Source organism: Kribbella sp. NPDC004536 (assembly GCF_042873835.1).
Taxonomy (GTDB): domain Bacteria; phylum Actinomycetota; class Actinomycetes; order Propionibacteriales; family Kribbellaceae; genus Kribbella.
In genome coordinates this window covers 2003932-2020640 of sequence record NZ_JBIALY010000001.1, presented here as the reverse complement: position 1 = coordinate 2020640, position 16709 = coordinate 2003932, and the positions used below count along the sequence as shown (strand labels likewise).

Annotated in this window: 17 protein-coding genes; 10 read left to right on the top strand and 7 right to left on the bottom strand. The window is 68.6% G+C overall.

Annotated features, from left to right (window positions below):
• Positions 1 to 121: 121 nt before the first annotated feature.
• Positions 122 to 2359: a HelD family protein gene (locus tag ACFYRU_RS10010; RefSeq protein ID WP_387655441.1), complete on the bottom strand. Its 2238-nt coding sequence runs from the start codon at positions 2357 to 2359 to the stop codon at positions 122 to 124.
• 116 nt (positions 2360 to 2475) lie between these two features.
• Between ACFYRU_RS10010 and ACFYRU_RS10005 the strand changes: the two genes are divergently transcribed.
• The 3 genes from ACFYRU_RS10005 to ACFYRU_RS09995 all read left to right on the top strand — a co-directional run bounded on the left by ACFYRU_RS10005 (position 2476) and on the right by ACFYRU_RS09995 (position 5481).
• The gene (locus ACFYRU_RS10005; protein WP_387655438.1) at positions 2476 to 3579 is read left to right on the top strand and encodes a M4 family metallopeptidase; all 1104 of its coding nucleotides are present in this window, start codon (positions 2476 to 2478) and stop codon (positions 3577 to 3579) included.
• A gap of 35 nt (positions 3580 to 3614) precedes the next feature.
• Positions 3615 to 4139, top strand: coding sequence for an NADPH-dependent FMN reductase (locus ACFYRU_RS10000; RefSeq protein ID WP_387655436.1), 525 nt, complete (start codon positions 3615 to 3617; stop codon positions 4137 to 4139).
• Positions 4140 to 4461: 322 nt separating this feature from the next.
• A complete protein-coding gene (locus ACFYRU_RS09995; RefSeq protein ID WP_387655433.1) occupies positions 4462 to 5481 on the top strand; it encodes an LLM class flavin-dependent oxidoreductase in 1020 nt (339 codons plus the stop codon).
• On the opposite strand, the gene ACFYRU_RS09990 is transcribed toward ACFYRU_RS09995, so the two are convergent.
• On the bottom strand, positions 5478 to 5981 hold the full coding sequence (locus tag ACFYRU_RS09990) for an Lrp/AsnC family transcriptional regulator (protein WP_387655430.1): 504 nt from the start codon (positions 5979 to 5981) through the stop codon (positions 5478 to 5480). The two genes, ACFYRU_RS09995 and ACFYRU_RS09990, sit on opposite strands and share 4 nt — an antisense overlap.
• 130 nt (positions 5982 to 6111) lie before the next feature.
• Between ACFYRU_RS09990 and ACFYRU_RS09985 the strand changes: the two genes are divergently transcribed.
• The 3 genes from ACFYRU_RS09985 to ACFYRU_RS09975 all read left to right on the top strand — a co-directional run bounded on the left by ACFYRU_RS09985 (position 6112) and on the right by ACFYRU_RS09975 (position 8125).
• Positions 6112 to 7257 carry a trans-sulfuration enzyme family protein gene (locus ACFYRU_RS09985; RefSeq protein WP_387655427.1) on the top strand — a complete coding sequence of 382 codons (1146 nt, stop codon included), beginning with the start codon at positions 6112 to 6114 and terminating at the stop codon, positions 7255 to 7257.
• Positions 7258 to 7360: 103 nt separating this feature from the next.
• Complete coding sequence (locus tag ACFYRU_RS09980) at positions 7361 to 7714, top strand: helix-turn-helix domain-containing protein (protein ID WP_387655424.1); 354 nt, start codon at positions 7361 to 7363, stop codon at positions 7712 to 7714.
• A gap of 9 nt (positions 7715 to 7723) precedes the next feature.
• Positions 7724 to 8125, top strand: coding sequence for a GNAT family N-acetyltransferase (locus ACFYRU_RS09975; RefSeq protein ID WP_387655423.1), 402 nt, complete (start codon positions 7724 to 7726; stop codon positions 8123 to 8125).
• Here the strand turns inward: ACFYRU_RS09975 and ACFYRU_RS09970 are convergent.
• On the bottom strand, positions 8112 to 8978 hold the full coding sequence (locus tag ACFYRU_RS09970; RefSeq protein ID WP_387655420.1) for a hypothetical protein: 867 nt from the start codon (positions 8976 to 8978) through the stop codon (positions 8112 to 8114). The genes ACFYRU_RS09975 and ACFYRU_RS09970 overlap by 14 nt on opposite strands.
• Before the next feature lie 91 nt (positions 8979 to 9069).
• Here ACFYRU_RS09970 and ACFYRU_RS09965 point away from each other — a divergent pair, with 91 nt between their 5' ends.
• On the top strand, positions 9070 to 10272 hold the full coding sequence (locus ACFYRU_RS09965; protein ID WP_387658072.1) for an MFS transporter: 1203 nt from the start codon (positions 9070 to 9072) through the stop codon (positions 10270 to 10272).
• Between the two features lie 35 nt (positions 10273 to 10307).
• Positions 10308 to 11213 (top strand): DMT family transporter, encoded by a 906-nt coding sequence (locus tag ACFYRU_RS09960; RefSeq protein WP_387655417.1) that lies wholly within the window; start codon positions 10308 to 10310, stop codon positions 11211 to 11213.
• Here the strand turns inward: ACFYRU_RS09960 and ACFYRU_RS09955 are convergent.
• Positions 11150 to 11827, bottom strand: a complete 678-nt coding sequence (locus ACFYRU_RS09955) for a TetR/AcrR family transcriptional regulator (protein ID WP_387655414.1) — start codon at positions 11825 to 11827, stop codon at positions 11150 to 11152. The two genes, ACFYRU_RS09960 and ACFYRU_RS09955, sit on opposite strands and share 64 nt — an antisense overlap.
• 47 nt (positions 11828 to 11874) lie before the next feature.
• On the opposite strand from ACFYRU_RS09955, the gene ACFYRU_RS09950 reads away from it, so the two are divergent.
• Positions 11875 to 12786: an SDR family oxidoreductase gene (locus tag ACFYRU_RS09950; RefSeq protein ID WP_387655412.1), complete on the top strand. Its 912-nt coding sequence runs from the start codon at positions 11875 to 11877 to the stop codon at positions 12784 to 12786.
• On the opposite strand, the gene ACFYRU_RS09945 is transcribed toward ACFYRU_RS09950, so the two are convergent.
• Positions 12783 to 13721: an MBL fold metallo-hydrolase gene (locus ACFYRU_RS09945; protein WP_387658070.1), complete on the bottom strand. Its 939-nt coding sequence runs from the start codon at positions 13719 to 13721 to the stop codon at positions 12783 to 12785. The genes ACFYRU_RS09950 and ACFYRU_RS09945 overlap by 4 nt on opposite strands.
• 188 nt (positions 13722 to 13909) lie before the next feature.
• A complete protein-coding gene (locus tag ACFYRU_RS09940; protein WP_387655409.1) occupies positions 13910 to 14506 on the bottom strand; it encodes a LysE/ArgO family amino acid transporter in 597 nt (198 codons plus the stop codon).
• Between the two features lie 73 nt (positions 14507 to 14579).
• On the opposite strand from ACFYRU_RS09940, the gene ACFYRU_RS09935 reads away from it, so the two are divergent.
• Positions 14580 to 15491 (top strand): LysR family transcriptional regulator ArgP, encoded by a 912-nt coding sequence (locus ACFYRU_RS09935; protein ID WP_387655406.1) that lies wholly within the window; start codon positions 14580 to 14582, stop codon positions 15489 to 15491.
• Here ACFYRU_RS09935 and ACFYRU_RS09930 read toward each other — a convergent pair.
• The gene (locus ACFYRU_RS09930) at positions 15418 to 16623 is read right to left on the bottom strand and encodes an FAD-dependent monooxygenase (RefSeq protein ID WP_387655403.1); all 1206 of its coding nucleotides are present in this window, start codon (positions 16621 to 16623) and stop codon (positions 15418 to 15420) included. The two genes, ACFYRU_RS09935 and ACFYRU_RS09930, sit on opposite strands and share 74 nt — an antisense overlap.
• Between the last annotated feature and the right edge of the window lie 86 nt (positions 16624 to 16709).

The following is a 16709-nucleotide window of genomic DNA, read 5'->3' as shown; positions in this document are numbered from 1 at the left end:
CGTGTCGGACTTTCTCCGTCGGACATTGAAGTCCTGTCACTCTCGGTTGTCCATCCCCGAGCCGGGTCTCAGCAGAAGTGCTGTGAACTTCGCCCGGCTGTTCGGGCGGAAGGGCCACGGCTCACCCCCAGGCAGCTGAGTCCTGGAGTACGTCGGGGAGGTCGCCGACAACGCCGAGGCGTTGGGTGCAGCGGGTGAGCGCGACGTACAGGTCGCGGAGGCCGCGAGGTGACTCGATCACGATGCCGTCCGGGTCGACGACGAGGACCGAGTCGAACTCGAGCCCCTTTGCCTCGCGAGCGGTCAGGACCGTGACGCCGGACAGGCCGTCGACCGCTTCCTGGATCAGCTCGAGCCGGCTGCGGGACGTGATCACGCCGACCTCGCCGTACGCGGTCTCCTCGGCGGCCATCTTGTACACGTACAACGCCTGCTCGGCCGCCGGTACGTCGACGTGCCACGGGCGTACGCCCGTTGACCGGACCGACTGCGGCGCCTTCGCCGACGGATCGACCTCGCGCAGTACCGAGTTCGCCAACTCCATCGCCTCGGCCGGCGTCCGGTAGTTCAGCGTCAGCTCGGCCAGCCGCCAGCGGTCGCCGAAGGTCTCGCCGAGCGCGCTCGACCACGACGTACCGCCACCGACCGAACTCGTCTGCGCGACGTCGCCGACGACCGTCATCGAGCGCAGCGGGCACCGCCGCGCGATCGCCCGCCATGCCATCGGCGACAGCTCCTGCGCCTCGTCGACGATCACATGTCCGTACGTCCACCGTCGGTCGGCCGCGGCGCGGTCGGCCAGCGTGCGGTCGTCGTCCGCCTCGTACCGCTCGGCGAAGGCTTCGGCGTCCAGAATGTCCTTCGCGGTAAGGATTTCCGCCTCGTCGTCCTCGTCGAAGTCGGTCGACCCCGAACCGGACAGTACGTCCAGGGCGCCTTGTGCGTACGCGACCGCACGTGCCCGGGCCGCCCGCTCCCGCGCCGCCTCGGACCCGTCGTCACCGAGCAGTTCCGCCGCCTCGTCGAGCAGCGGCACGTCGCCCGGGCTCCAGTCGGCGCCGTACCGCAGCAGGTGCTCGCGATCCAGCGCGGACAGCTGCGGTGCCGCGGACGCGAGCCGGTCCTCGTCGCCGTACAGGTCCTCGAGCAGCTTCTGCGGAGTGAGCAACGGCCAGAGCCGTTCGAGCAACGCCTGCACGGCCGGTTCGGCGAGCACCTCGTTCCGCAGCTCGGCCAGGTCGTACTCGTCGAGCAGTTGCTCACCGTCGAGCGGGTCGGTGCCGATCAGGTCGGCGTACTGGTTCGTGAGGTGGTCGGTGTACTCGTTCAGAACGAACGGCCGCGCCTGGTTGTGGGTGAGGTTGCGGTTCGCGACCCGGGCATGGATCGCCTCGCAGACCTCGGGATCCAGCGTCAGTTCCGTACGCTCGACGGTCACGTGCACCGGTTGATCCGGGATCCACTGCCGGTCGGTGACCGCGCGCGCGATCACGTCGGCCATCCCGGTCCGGCCCTTGACCTCGGCGCTCTCCGGCGACTCCGGGCGGGTCGCGTTGATCCCCGGGTAGAGCTCCGCGATCGTGACCAGCCGGACGCCGTCCTCACCGAGCGACGGAAGCACCTGGCCGATGAAGCGCAGGAACGCCGCATTCGGGCCGACGACGAGAATTCCGCGCTTTTCCAGTTGCTCACGGTGGGTGTACAACAGAAATGCCGCGCGGTGCAGTGCGATTGCCGTCTTTCCGGTGCCGGGACCGCCCTGGACGACCAGGATTCCGGGCAGTTCGGAGCGGATGATCCGGTCCTGGTCGGCCTGGATGGTCTGGACGATCGACTCCATCCGGCCGGTCCGGCGGGCCTCCAGCGCCTTCATCAGCACTGCCTCGCCGATCACGCCGGTGCCGGGTTTCGACGGGTCGGCGGCTTCCCGGCCGAGGTCGAGCTGCTCGTCCTGCACGTCGATCACCCGGCGCAACCGGGTCTGGACGTGCCGGCGCCGGACGACGCCGAGGTTGGCGACAGCCGTCGCGATGTAGAACGGCCGCGCCGCCGGGGCGCGCCAGTCGACCAGGAGCGGCTCGTACTCGTCGTCGTGCAGGCCGATCCGGCCGAGGTGCAGGATCTCGCCGTCCGCGGTGTCCAGGCGGCCGAAGTACAGGCCCTCCTCGGCCGCGTTCAGCCGGGCCTGCCGCAGCTTCAGGTCGCGGATCCGCCCGTCGCGCTGGTGCAGCGCCTGCGCGTTCCGCGTCCGCACCAGCTGTTCGTCGTCGGCCCGCGCGTCGGTCCGCTCCCGCTCGGCATCGAGCGCAGCGTAGAACCGGATCAGGTTGTCCTGCTCGGCGTCAACAGGATTCGGCAATTCCCCATCCCTCGTGTTAAAATGCGCGCGTTGGTTTTCGGGTCGCAATTCCGGAATTCGCTCCGACGCGGCCACAAATCCTTGAGTTTATCCGGTGACCGGGTTTTCCTGTAGTGGTGTTCCACGCCATCGTCCCGCCGTATCTGCTCGAGCAGCTCGAGCGGTCCGTGGGTGACCCCAGCGTCCGTGCCCGGATCCGGCAGTCCTTGCAGCACGACGCCGTACTGCGAACGCGGCCCGCGGCCGGTCGCACACCGGAGGTCGCGGCGGCGGGTGGCCGGCAGCGGAAGGTGTACGACGCCGAGCACGGCACCGACCTGCCCGGCACGCTGATCCGCTCCGAGGGTGACGAGCCGGTCCAGGACCAGCCGGTCAACCAGGCGTACGACGGCACCGGCGCGACCTGGACCCTGTACCAGGAGTGCTACGGCCGCGACTCGATCGACGGCAACGGGCTGGTGCTGGTCTCGACCGTGCACTACGACCGCGGGTACGCGAACGCGTTCTGGGACGGGTCGCAGATGGTGTTCGGCGACGGGGACGGCGAGATCTTCGGCAACTTCACCTCGTCGATCGACGTCACCGGGCACGAGCTCACGCACGGCGTCACCCAGTACACCGCGAACCTCGACTACCAAGGCCAGTCCGGTGCGCTGAACGAGAGCATCTCCGACGTCTTCGGCTCGCTCGCCAAGCAGTACTCGCTCAAGCAGTCCGCCGCGGATGCTGACTGGCTGATCGGCGCCGGGCTGTTCCTCCCTGGCGTTCAGGGTGTCGCGCTGCGGTCGATGAAGGCGCCAGGTACGGCGTACGACGATCCGCGGCTCGGCAAGGACCCGCAGCCGGCCGACATGGCGGGGTACGTCGACACGCAGGACGACAGCGGCGGCGTACACATCAACTCCGGCATCCCGAACCACGCGTTCTACCTGGTCGCGACGGCGATCGGCGGGAACGCGTACGACGACGCCGGCAAGATCTGGTACGGCACGCTGACGTCCGGCAACCTCGCCTCGTCCGCGACCTTCAAGGACTTCGCCGAAGCGACCCAGGCGACCGCCCGCTCGCTCTTCGGCGACGCCTCCACCCAACTCGCCGCAGTGACCAAGTCCTGGCAGACCGTCGGCGTCCTGGACGACTCCTCCTCCCTGATGAACGCCGCCCAGACCGACCTGCGCACTACCGCCCCGCCCGCGGAACCACCGGCTGAGACGGTTTGACCTCAAGTCTTGTTGAGGTATTAGCGTCTTGAGGTGTGACTGTTCATCCGCTCCGGCTCGTCGTGCTGACGCGCAACCTCGAGGGCGGGCGGTTCGGTACGGCGGTCACGCGCTGGTTCGCGCGGGAGGTGGAGCGGGCGGACGAGTTCAAGCTCGACCTGATCGACCTGAGCGTGACTCCGACGGCGGAGTTGCCGGCCCGGATCCAGGACGCCGACGCGGTGATGATCGTCACGGCCGAGTACAACCACGCGTACCCGGGGGACGTGAAGACCGCGATCGACGCGGTCCGCCGGCCCTGGTACGCGAAGCCGGTCGGCTTCGTTGTGTACGGCGGACGTTCGGGCGGCCTGCGCGCCGCCGAACAGTTGCGGCTGGTCTTCGGCGAGCTGCACGCGGTCACGATCCGCGACACCCTCGGCTTCCGCGAGGAAGACTTCGCCGCCGGCGAACCACTCGACCCGTCGACCTCCACCGCGGCCGCCGCCCTACTCCGGCAACTCGCCTGGTGGGCCCGCTCCCTCCGCGACGCCCGCGCAACCACGCCATATCCGGCCTAGCGGATCCCCGTCCAGCGACCGGCAAGCCAGCACGCGGACGAGCCCGTCCCAGGCCAGGCCAGGCCGCGGCTCAGCGGAGCGCCGGGCGGCACGCGTATCCCCAGGCCATCGCAATCGCCACCCGGCGGCCGCTCCACGCTCAACCGCCGCCTGCCCGGCCGGTTGTGATGGCCTGGCGGACCGCCACCACACACCAACCTGCCCGCGGCGCCACGTTCCAGGCTCAGCTTTCGCCGGACGGGCGCCTGATCGGCCGGTTGATGAGTGGTGCAGATCCGGGGACCCGGAATAGGTCGACCGCGGCGGTGGTTGGCAGTTGTTTGTGAGCGCCGAACCGATGCCCCTGTCCGTGCTCGACCTTTCGCCGGTGCCGGCAGGCACGCGACCGTCGGCGGCGTTGCACGAGACGCTCGAGCTGGCGCGTACCGCCGAGGCCGCCAGCTACGACCGGTTCTGGCTGGCCGAACATCACAACATCCCGAGCGTCGCGAGCTCCACGCCCGAGGTGATGATCGCGGCGGTCGCGGCGGCGACGTCCACGATCCGGGTCGGCTCCGGCGGGATCATGCTGCCGAACCACTCGCCGTTGAAGGTCGCCGAGACGTTCCGCGTCCTCGGCGGGCTGTACCCGGACCGCATCGACCTCGGCCTCGGCCGCGCACCCGGCACCGACCAGCGCACCGCGCTCGCGTTGCACCGCAGCAGGGAGGCACTCGGCGCGGACGACTTCACCGAGCAGTACGCCGAGCTCCGCGCGTACGCCGAAGGCTTCCCGGCCGGGCATCCGTTCGAGCCGATCACCGCGCAGCCGAGCGACGTACCGCTGCCGCCGGTGTGGATCCTCGGCTCCAGCACGTACGGCGGTCAGGCGGCCGCCGCGCTCGGGACCGGGTTCGCGTACGCCGGGCACTTCGGGACGCTCGATCCGGCCGGCGTGATCTCGGCGTACAAGGAGAACTACCGCCGCCTCGAGCACGCCGGCGAACCGCGGGCGATGCTCGCACTCGCCGCGATCGTCGCGGAGACCGAGGAGCGCGCGCAGCAGCTCGCTCGCGCGAACGCCCTCTCGATGCTCCGCCTGCGCACCGGCCGTCCTGGTCCGCTCCCGTCGCCCGAGGAGGCCGCGGAGTACCCGTGGTCCGAGGCGGAAGAGGCCGCCGTCGAGGAATGGGCCGGCCTGGTGTCCGTCGGTACGCCCGACCAGGTGGCCGCCGACCTGCTCCGCCGCGCCAACTCGGCCGGCGCCGACGAGCTGATCATCACCACCAACATCCACAACCCGGCCGAACGTCGCCACTCGTTCGAACTGCTCGCGGGAGCTTGGGGCCTCAAGCCGCGCTAACCACCGCGGACATGTTCGAAGATCAGACTCGTCTCGGCGTGGCTGACCGCGGGATCCGCGGTCAGGTGGTCGAGCACGAACTCACGCAGCGCGTCCGGCGTGGTCGCGGCGACATGCAGTAGGTAGTCGTTCGCGCCGCTGACGTGGAACAGCGACAACACTCCGGGCAGCCCGGGAACCTTCGTCCGGAACCGGTCGATCTCGTCGCGGGAGTGCGCACCGATCCGGATCGCGATCAGCGCCTGCAGCGGCTTCCCGAGCGCCGCCAGGTCCACGTCGGCGTGGAAGCCGCGGATCACGCCACGTTCGCGGAGTGCGCGGACCCGGGTGAGGCAGGTCGACGGCGCGATGCCGCATGCCTCGGCGAGCGCGTTGTTCGGCATCCGGCCGTCGGCCGTGAGCAGCCCCACCAGCTTCCGGTCCACCTCGTCCAGCCCTTCGAACGGTGCACCCGGTTGGGGCCGCGGCGCCGGTCCAGGGCTCCGACGATCCTTCGGCATGCCACCTACTGTAGGGCCATCCGCAGAATCCACAGCGTGTGGACGAGCCTGTGGACGAATTTTCTTCGGAACTCTTGTGCCGATCTCGCAGAAGATTCACAGTCACCTCAGTTATCCACAGGAGGCTGCGATGCTCGACACCCGTGCTGTGCACGCCGGACGCGACGACCTGGCCGCGCTCGGCGTCCACGTCCCGCCGATCGACCTGTCCACCACCTATCCGCTGCCCGACATCGACACCGGCGGAGCGTCGTACGACGAACTCGCCCAGGGGCGCGGCCCCGACGGCGGGAGCCTCGTCTACCAGCGCCTGTGGAACCCGAACGTGGCCCGCTTCGAGGACGCGCTCGCCGAGCTCGAGCAGACCGACGGCGCGGTCGCCTTCGGTTCGGGCATGGCCGCGCTCACCGCCTGCCTGCTCGCCACCGTCGCCGCGGGCCGTCCGCATGTGGTCGCCGTACGGCCGCTGTACGGCGGGACGGACCACCTGTTGTCCACAGGCCTCCTGGGGACAACCGTGACGTACGTCGAACCGGCCGAGATCTCCGGAGCGATCCGCCCGGACACCGGCCTGGTGGTCGTCGAGACCCCGGCCAACCCGACCGTCGACCTGGTCGACCTCCGGTACGTCGCGAACGCAGCGCGCGACGTACCGGTCCTGGTGGACAACACGTTCGCCACGCCCGTCCTGCAACAGCCGGCTCGGCACGGGGCGAGCCTGGTGTTGCACTCGGCAACCAAGTACCTCGGCGGTCACGGTGACGTCATGGGAGGCGTCGTCGCGGCCGGCGTGGAGTGGATCGGCCGGCTCCGGCAGATCCGCGCAGTGACCGGTGGCCTGCTGCACCCACTGGCGGCGTACGAACTGCACAGGGGACTGCAGACGCTGCCAGTGCGAGTACGGGCGCAGCAGGCGACCGCGATCAAGGTCGCGGACTGGCTGTCCGCACAGCCGTCCGTCGAGCGGGTCTACTACCCGGGCCTGAGCGACCCGCAGGGCCTGATCGGGCGCCAGCAATCCGGTCCAGGAGCCGTCCTCGCCTTCACCCTGACGGGCGGATTCGAGGCCGCGTCCCGGGTGGCGCGGCGGTTGCGGCTGATCACCCACGCGGTCTCGCTCGGCGGTGTCGACACGTTGATCCAGCACCCGGCCGCCCTCACCCACCGGCTGGTCGCGTCGGACGCGAAGCCCTCGGACGGACTGCTCCGGCTGAGCCTCGGCCTCGAGGACCCCGAGGACCTGACGACCGACCTCCGGAACGCGCTCGGCAGCTGATTCTTCTCAGAGCAGAACGTCTGCTCAGGGCAGATCCGGTCCGGCGGACCTGCGCCGGATGGCACACTCGGTACAGGAGATCCGGAGGCGAGGAGGGCCAGTCGTGTTGCTACGCCAGGTGATCGGAAGCGTTTTCCGCCGGCTACGGCGCGAGCGGGGCATCACCCTGCGTGAGCTCGCCGAGCTGGCCCAGGTGTCGGTGCCGTACCTGTCCGAGATCGAACGCGGCCGCAAGGAACCCTCGTCGGAGATCCTCGCCGCGATCTGCCGCGCCCTCGACCTCCAGCTGACCGACCTGCTGGCCGAGGTCCAGTTCGACCTGACCACCGCGGTCCGGTCGACCCTGCCCGTGCACCTGCAGACCGCGGCGATCCGGGTCGAGCAGCGTACCCAGCCGATCCCGTCCGGACCGCGGGCCTTCACTAATTCCCCGACTGCCTACGCGTTGGTCGCCTAGCCTGTCCGGGTGACCGAGCTGAAGTACGTCGTCCGGTTCCCGGTCGACGATCGTGAGTTGTCCTTCCTGCACGCGGCGGCGTTCGAGAGCGAGCCGGAGGTATATGCCTGGGCGGAGCGGTTGGAGCGGTGGGCGCTGACCTGGGTCGGTGCTTTTAGCAACGACCAGCTGGTCGGGTTCGTGCAGGTCTGCTGGGACGGCGGTGGGCACGCGTTCGTGCTGGACACCGCCGTGCACCCCGATCACGGCCGGCACGGCGTCGGCAAGCAATTGGTAATGATTGCTGCGGACGAAGCTCGGGCCGCCGGGTGCGAGTGGTTGCATGTGGACTTCGAGCCGCACCTCGCCGCGTTCTACCTCGACGCGTGCGGGTTCCGCCCGACCGACGCCGGGTTGCTCAAGCTCCGGTAGCGGTGAGGAACTCCGTCGAGATGCAGGAGGTCAGGCAGCGTTCCTTCGCGTCGCCGAGGAGGTCCGCGGTCCAAGTGGTGAACCCGCCGTCACCGATGCCGTTGCCGATGCCGAGCGCCGTACCGGCGTAGTACGTCGCGCTCTTCGTCCGCTCGGTGTCCTCCGTGAACGGTACGGCGAGCGCCGGGCGGACCGTGTCTTCGATCCGATCCCGTAGCGCGGTCTCCTTGAACGCGGTGAAGGTCAGCCCGGCCTTCTCGCCCAGTACGGCGTGCCAGAAGCTCAGGTGGTCGATCAGCAGTTCGGCCTCGGTCCGGCACGATCCGGTGTCGCGTGCGCTCGACACCAGTACGAACAGCTCGAAGTGGGCCGAGAACCCCGGCGTGTCGAACTGCTGCGCGCGGACGACCCGCTGACAAGTCGCCAGGTGTACGCGGTCCTGCCCGGCACGGCGTCGTACGGCGGCCTCGATCGCCAGCTCGTTGGTGGGGTCGCTGGCCACCTCCGTACCGCGGATCGTGCTGACGATCTGGTGCTGGTTGATCGGCGCGACCGCGGAGCATGTCCCCAGCGGCGCGAGCGGTGACAGCTGGACGCCGGCGAACTTCTCCGGCAGCAGCTCCCACAGCCGCTGCTGGGTCTTCACCAGCTCCCGCGGGTCGACAGCCGACGGCCGGACGAAGCGGTCCTGCTGCCAGCGCTGCAGCAGCCGCGGCGGCGTCACCTTGGCGGCGCGTTCGCGGCTCACGTCCAGCAGGACGGACTGCAGCTCGGACTGGCTCAGTCCGTTCACCAGGGCGTCCCGGCTGCCGTCCGGCAGCTTCGCCCAGAACCGTTCGCTGACGTCTCCCATCGCTCTACTCTGGCGGATAATCCGTCGGCGACGCGCCCCATTTAGCGGTATCGTCCAAGCCATGACCTTCCTTTGACGTGCTGATCGAACGCTGTCGGCCCGGATCGTCGCGGTCAACGCGCTCCACGACTTCATCCCGCTGTATCCGCTGTACCAGCTGCTGTTCAAGGACCACGGGCTCTCGCCTGCGCAGATCTCCCTGCTGTTCGTGATCTGGTCCGCGACCGGGTTCGTCCTCGAGGTACCGTCCGGCGCCTGGGCAGACTCGTACTCACGGCGCAAGCTGCTGGTCCTCGGCGCCTTGATCAGCGGACTCGGGTACGCCGCCTGGATCACGCTGCCGTCGTTCGCCGGGTTCGCCTTGGGTTTCGTCCTGTGGGGCGCCTCGTCGGCGTTGATCTCGGGTACGTACGAGGCGTTCGTGTACGACGAACTCGCTGCGCGGGGTCGCGCCGAGCACTATCCGACGCTGCTGGGACGCGCCCGATCCGCCGCCTTCGTGACGAACCTGGCGGCAACCGTTGTCGCGGCGCCGCTGTTCGAGCTCGGTGGTTACACCCTTGCCGGAGTGGTGAGCGTTCTGAGCTGTGTCGTCGAGGCCTTCGTCGCGTGGACGTTGCCCGAATCCAGACCGGTGGAGAACGCGCGCGAGTCGGCCGAGCCCGGCGCCAAGGCGGCGTTCGCGAACTACCTCCACATGCTGCGTACCGGCGTGTCCGAGGTGTTGACGAGTCGCGTCGTACGGCGGGCTGTGCTGCTGGTTGCGCTACTCGGTGGCTTCCTGGCGTTCGACGAGTACTTCCCGCTGCTCGCCCGCGAAACCGGTGCGGCGACGGGTGTGATCCCGCTGCTGATCGCGGGAACCGTTGCCGCGCAGGCGATCGGCGGCGCGCTCGCCGGACCTGCCTACAGGTTGCCCGCGGCAACGTTCGCCGGTGGGTTGGCGGTCACGGCGGTGTTGATCGCGTCGGGTGCGCTGAGCGGCTCCGCGTGGGGCTTCCTGCCGATCGCGGTCGGGTACGGCGTACTGCAGCTCGTCATCGTGGTGTCGGAATCGCGGCTGCAGGACGCGATCACCGGTCCGGCGCGAGCCACCGTGACCTCGGTTTCCGGGTTGTTCGCGGAGGTTTCGGCGATCGCCGTGTACGCCGGGTTCGCGGTCGGGTCGGTGTGGTTCACGATGTCGATCCTCGTTGCCGCCTTGACGATCCCGGTGCTGCTGACCGCGTTCGTCGTACCTGCGGCACTGCCGGCGCCGCGTAGTTCGGCGGCGGCCGAAGCGTCCGAGTCCTAACCTCACATCATGAGCGACGAAAGCGTTTCACGTACATGAGGAAACAGGGCGCGCTCGCAGCCGGCGCGGCTGCGGTGACGGTGGTGCTGTGGGCGTCGGCGTTCGTCGCGATCCGGCACGTCGGCCAGGGGATGTCGGCCGGCGCGCTGTCGCTCGGCCGGCTGATGGTCGGCAGTGTCGTACTCGGGATCTTCGTGTTCACCCGGCCGCGGCGCTGGCCTGCTCGGGCGGACTGGAAGTTGCTGCTGGCGTGCGGGTTGCTGTGGTTCGGCGTGTACAACCTGGCGCTGAACGAGGCCGAGCGGCATCTCGACGCGGGAACGACGGCGATGCTGGTGAACGTTGGTCCGTTGCTGATCGCCTTGCTGGCCGGGCTGTTCCTGCGGGAAGGGTTCCCGCGCCAGCTGGTGATCGGGAGTTTGGTCGCCTTCGGCGGGGTGGTCGTGATCGGCTTGTCCTCGTCCCACGGCGGGACCGAGGTATGGGGCGTCGTGCTGTGCCTGATCGCGGCAGCGGCGTACGCGATCGGTGTCGTGTCACAGAAGCCGTTGCTCGGCCGGCTGCCCGCGTTGGAGGTCACCTGGCTGTCGTGCGTGATCGGCGCGATCGCTTGTTTGCCGTTCGGACCCGCCCTGGTGCGGGAGGTGCGACCGTCGAACGTCTGGTGGATCGTCTTCCTCGGCGCGTTCCCGACAGCGATCGCCTTTACTACTTGGGCCTACGCGTTGGCCCGGACGACCGCGGGACGGATGGGCGCGACGACGTACCTGGTTCCGCCGCTGGCGATCGCGCTCGGGTGGCTGCTGCTCGGTGAGAGCCCGGCGCCGCTCGCGTTCGGTGGCGGGGCGTTGTGCCTGGTCGGGGTCGCGATCTCGCGTTATCGCGCGAAGCCGGCGACCAAGGTGGACAGACCCGACTCGAAGCCGCTGTCGAAGTCGTAAGCGAGACCCTCCGGACCCAGTTCGTTGACGATCCGGGTCAGGGTCGGGGCTTTGTCCTCGGGGAGCGCGCGGACCTGGGCGAGGAGGTCAGGCGCAAGCTCGAACGTCTCGGCGCGTACGGACGTCTCGCCGAGGCTGAAGCCGTGGATGAAGTCGATCAGCGTGTTCGCGGCCTCGAAGATCTGGCGTGGTGCCAGGCCGGCGCGGTCGAGGGCGCGGTAGAACGGCTCCATCGTGACCACGACGACGTTCGACACCGCGGACGGGTCGGAGAGGATCTGGAGTGCGAGGTTCGGGTGCGCGCGCAGACCGTTCCGGTAGGCGCGGGCCGCGTCCTTCAGTTGCTCGTCCCAGGGCACGGCCTCGCCCGGGTCGGGTAGCTCGAGTTCGGCGAAGACCAGTTCGGCGAGGCCGGCCAGTACGGCGGCCTTGTTCGGCAGGTGGTGATACAGCGACATCGGGTTGACCTTCAACGTCGCGGCCAGCCGGCGCATCGTCAGCGCGTCGATGCCCTCGTCGTCGACGATCCGCAGTGCGGCCGTCAGGATCGCCTCCCGGCTCAGCCGCTCCTCCCCCGCCCGCGGTCGCCCGGACCGGTTGCCGACGTTAACCATACGCCGTATGGTACATAATCGTACATCGTATGGATAAGGAGCATGACATGCAGTCGTTGGCGGGGAAAGTGGCCTTGGTCGCCGGGGCGACCCGGGCGGCCGGACGTGGGATCGCGGTCGAGCTCGGCGCGGCCGGCGCGACGGTGTACGTGACCGGGCGCAGTACGCGGACGCAGCGCTCGGAGATGGACCGCCCGGAGACGATCGAGGACACCGCCGATCTCGTCGACCAGGCCGGCGGGCACGGGATCGCCGTACCCGTGGATCACCTGGATCCCGCGCAGGTCCAAGCGCTCGTCGAGCGGATCGAACGCGAACAAGGCGCGCTGCACATCCTGGTGAACGACATCTGGGGACAGCACGGCGAACCCGAATGGGACAAGACCGTTTGGGAGAGCGACGTCGACGCCGGCCTGCGACTGCTGCAGCTGGGCGTCAACACCCACGCCATCACCGCGCACCACGCCCTGCCGTTGCTGATCAAGTCACCTGGTGGGCTGGTCGTCGAGATGACCGACGGCACCAACGAGTACAACGCGCAGAACTATCGCGTCTCGTTCTTCTACGACGTGGCGAAGGGTGCGGTGAGCCGGATCGCGTTCGCGCTGGCGCACGAGCTGGACAAGTACGACGCAACCGCCGTACTCCTCTCTCCGGGGTGGTTGCGTTCGGAGGCGATGCTCGAAGGGTTCGGGGTCCGCGAGGACAACTGGCAGGACGCCACTTCACAGGTCCCACACTTCGCGATCTCGGAGAGCCCGTCGTACGTCGGCCGCGCGGTCGCTGCGCTCGCAGCCGACCCCGACGTCCGCCGGTGGAACGGCAAGTCCACATCGAGTGGTGAGCTCGCGCAGGTCTACAACTTCACCGACCTCGACGGCAGCCGCCCGGACGCGTGGCGGTACATCGTGGAGGTAGAACAACCAGGCAAACCGGCCGACACCACTGGTTACCGCTAAAGCTTGTGAGGAGGGCAGACGGTATTGCCGGGACCCACTGAGGCGCTCGGTTGGCCGGTGGAGGAGAGCGGTGGGTGGGGGTGAGCGGCGGCTATCGGGATGCCCAAGCCGGCGGCCAGGGCCAGGAGCTCGCGGCGTGAGGTCGTTGCTGTTGCGGGGTCTTGTTCGTAGACGTAGGTGAGGTCCGGGCGGCGGGCCTGGGCCGGATGTACGAGGACGTCGCCGCCGAGGATCGCGCGGTCCGTGATCACCGACTGGTGGCCTGGTGTGTGGCCTGGGGTCGGGAGGAGCCGCATGCCGTGGAGTGTCGTCTCTCCCGTCACCACGCGCAGCTGGCCGGCCTGTTTGATCGGGTCGATGAGCTGCGCGTACGCCGTCCTGCCGCGGGCCTGCTCGAGTTCGTCGTGCTGCAGGACGTACTCCGCCTGCGGAAACAACGGCCGCGCTCCGTCTGACACCCACCCGATGTGATCCAGATGCACATGCGTCAACACGACCGCGTCAACATCCGCGACCTCCACCCCCACCCGCTCCAACAACCCAGGCAACCGCCCCGCAACCCCCAACCACTCAGCCGCACCCCCACCCGCAGGCCCGATCCCCGCATCCACCAACACCACCCGCGACCCGTCCACCACCAGATAACTATGAAAATGCAGCAACCACCCCTCCCCCAACACATTCCCCGGCACCACCCGCCCAGTCCACTCAGCATCCCCCACCCCCCACCCAACCAACGCCTCCCCCACACTCTCCGGAAACACAGCCACCGCATCACACAAAACAGTCACATCCACGGCCAACACTCCTCCCACCCCAACGGCACGCTGTCTGGACCCGAGGCGCCGGCGGTACGGGTACCAGTAACCGCTCAGTCGGTAGTAGCCGATCACGCTCAGCAGTTCGGCGGCTGCGGCGGGATCGTCGACGACCATGCCTCTGCTCTTCAGCAGTTCGACCTGGGCGTCGAAGGACAGATGTGGCTTGAGGTAGGAAGGCACTGAACTCCCCCGAAAAAAAGACGACCAGCCCGTGCCCGGAAGGGGCAGAGGGGCTGGTCTTGCTACTGACAGTGTATCGGGGTTTGGGAATCGGCGGTCGGTGTCTTGCGTGCCTGTGGATATCAGGTGAGGAGCATCCAGGTGGCGAGGGTGGTCATTAGGAGGGCTATGGCGGTGTCCAGGTATTGCCAGGAGCGGGGGCGGGCGAAGGTGGGGGTTAGTTTGCGGGAGAAGAAGCCTAGGGAGAAGAACCAGGTGAAGCTGGCGGTTACCGCGCCCAGGCCGTAGAGCCAGCGGCCGTTGGTGCCTCGTTGGTTGGCCAGGGAGCCTAGGAGGACGACGGTGTCCAGGTAGACGTGCGGGTTGAGGTACGTGAAGCCCAGGCAGGCCAGGACGACACTGCGTAGGGCGGCGGGGGTGTTGCTGGTGGGGGTGATGGCGCTGGGGTTGAAGGCTCGTTTCGCGGCCAGGAAGGCGTACGCGTAGAGGAACGCGGCGCCGCCGTACTTCGCGATGTCCAAGGCAACCTGGCTACGGGTGAGGAGGGCGCCGAGGCCGAGGATGCCGCCGGAGATGAGGAGTGCGTCGGAGAGGGCGCAGGTGAGCACTACCGGGAGTACGTGTTCGCGGCGGAGGCCTTGGCGGAGGACGAAGGCGTTCTGGGCGCCGATCGCGACGATCAGTGACAGTGCCGTGGCGAATCCGGCGAGGTAGGGCATGTGCCGACGGTAGGCAGTACAGGCACCTTCAAACCAGCTAAAGATTCTGAAGGGGCATTAGAATCGCTTCATCATGCAGTTCGACTCGGTGCAGCTCGAGACGTTCGTGGCAGTCCTCGACGAGGGCAGTTTCGACGCGGCCGCGCGGCGGCTGAGCGTCACGCCGTCCGCGGTCAGCCAACGGATCAAGGCGTTGGAGAGTCGTCTTGGTCAGGTCGTGGTGATGCGCGGCAAGCCGGCCCGGGCGACCGCGGCGGGGGAGGCGCTGCTCCGGCTGGCGCGCCAGGTCGCACTGCTGGAGGTCGAGGCGATCGCTGCCGTCCGCGGTACGGTCGACGCGCAACGGATCCCGATCGCGGTGAACGCGGACTCGCTGAACAACTGGTTCCTGCCCGCGATGCTCGACCTGTCGCGGACCCACGACGCGCGGTTTCTGATCCACCAGGAGGACGAGGAGCACTCCGCGGAGTACCTGCGCAACGGTACGGTCCTCGCCGCGGTAACGGCCGATCCGCGCCCGGTGCAGGGCTGCCGCGTCGTACCGCTGGGCAAGATGCGGTACCTCCCGCTGGCCACCCCGGAGTACGCCGAGCGCTGGCTGACCGGGAAACCGTTGCCGGAGGCCCTCGCCGAGGCGCCGATGGTGACCTTCAACGAGAAGGACGTCCTGCAGCACCGCCTGGTCCGCAAGGTCACGCGCCGCAAGCTGGATCCGCCGTCGCACGCGATCCCGGCGTCGGCACCCTTCCACGAGGCGGTCCGGATCGGGCTCGGCTGGGGGATGATCGAGGACGAGCTGGCCGGACCCGAGCTGGCCGCCGGCCGCCTGGTCAACGTTGCCCCAGGCAAGTACATTGACGTGCCGCTGTACTGGCAGCACTGGAAACTCGAGTCCGGCATCCTCGACGCGCTCACGGCCGCCGTACTCCGGGCCGCTGCGGCCGGTCTTCGTAGGCCGGCAGGTCGATCGCGTTCCCGACCTTGAGCGACATGTCCCGGATCATGTTCCGCCACGGCAGGTACGGCATCATCCGGAAGGTCAGGTTCCGCAGCCGCATGAACCATCGGGTCGCCGGGATGAACCACATCGCGCCGTCCACAGCCTGCTTCTGACAGGCGGCCACGAAGTCCTTCATCCGTACGTCGTACTGCGCGAACGCCCGCATGTGGTCGCGGCCGGCCGCTTGCAGCTCGCCCGCGAGTACGTAGGCGCCGACGATCGCGAGGCTCGTACCCATCCCGGACAGCGGCGAGGCGCAGTACCCGGCGTCGCCGCACAGCGAGACGCGGCCGCGGGAGTAGCTGTCGAGCTTGATCTGGCTGATCGAGTCGAAGTAGAAGTCCGGCGCGGTCCGCATTCCTTCGAGCAGCGTCGGTACTTCCCATCCCAGGCCTTTGAACTGCTCCTCGACGATCGCCTTCTGCGCCGGCACGTTCCGCCGGTCGTAGGTGAGATCGGCTGACGCGAAGTAGAACAGCGCCTTTGCCTCGGTGTTGTTCCGCGCGCTGTACGTGCCGACGGTCTTGCCCGGTACGTTCAGGATCTGACCGGTGTGGTCGAGGCCGAGGTGGTTCTCGACGGTGCAGACGGAGGCGTAGTACCCGAGGTTGTGCACGTACGACGACTCCGGGCCGAACGCGAGCCGCCGTACGTTCGAGTGCAGCCCGTCGGCGCCGACGACCAGGTCGAAGCGCCGCGTCGTACCGCTCTCGAACACCACGTCGACGCCCGCGTCGTCCTGGGTCAGCTCGGTGATCGTGTCGTCGAAGATGTACTCGGTGGTGTCGCGGGTCAGGTCGTACAGGATGTCGACGAGGTCGCCGCGGAGGATCTCCAGTTCGCCGCTGAACGCCTCGACCGAGGTGGTCGCCGCGACCTTGCCGGACTCCTTCACGTACGTCATCGCGCCCATCCGGGTGGCGCGCTCCTGGACCGCGGACAGGATGCCCATCCGCTCCAGCACGGTCATCGACGCGCCGCGGAAGTCGACCGCGTACCCGCCCGGTCGCGGGGCGGGCGCCCGCTCGACGACGGTCGGCTCGTACCCGTACCGCTGCAGCCAGTAGGCCAGCGCCGGTCCTGCGACGCTCGCACCCGAAATCAGCACTGTGGTCATCGTGAACTCCTCCGGAAGGTGGTTGATGCGATGACTGTACGATGGTCTTAGACGTTTGTGCAAGACATTCGTATGAGACGAGTGTG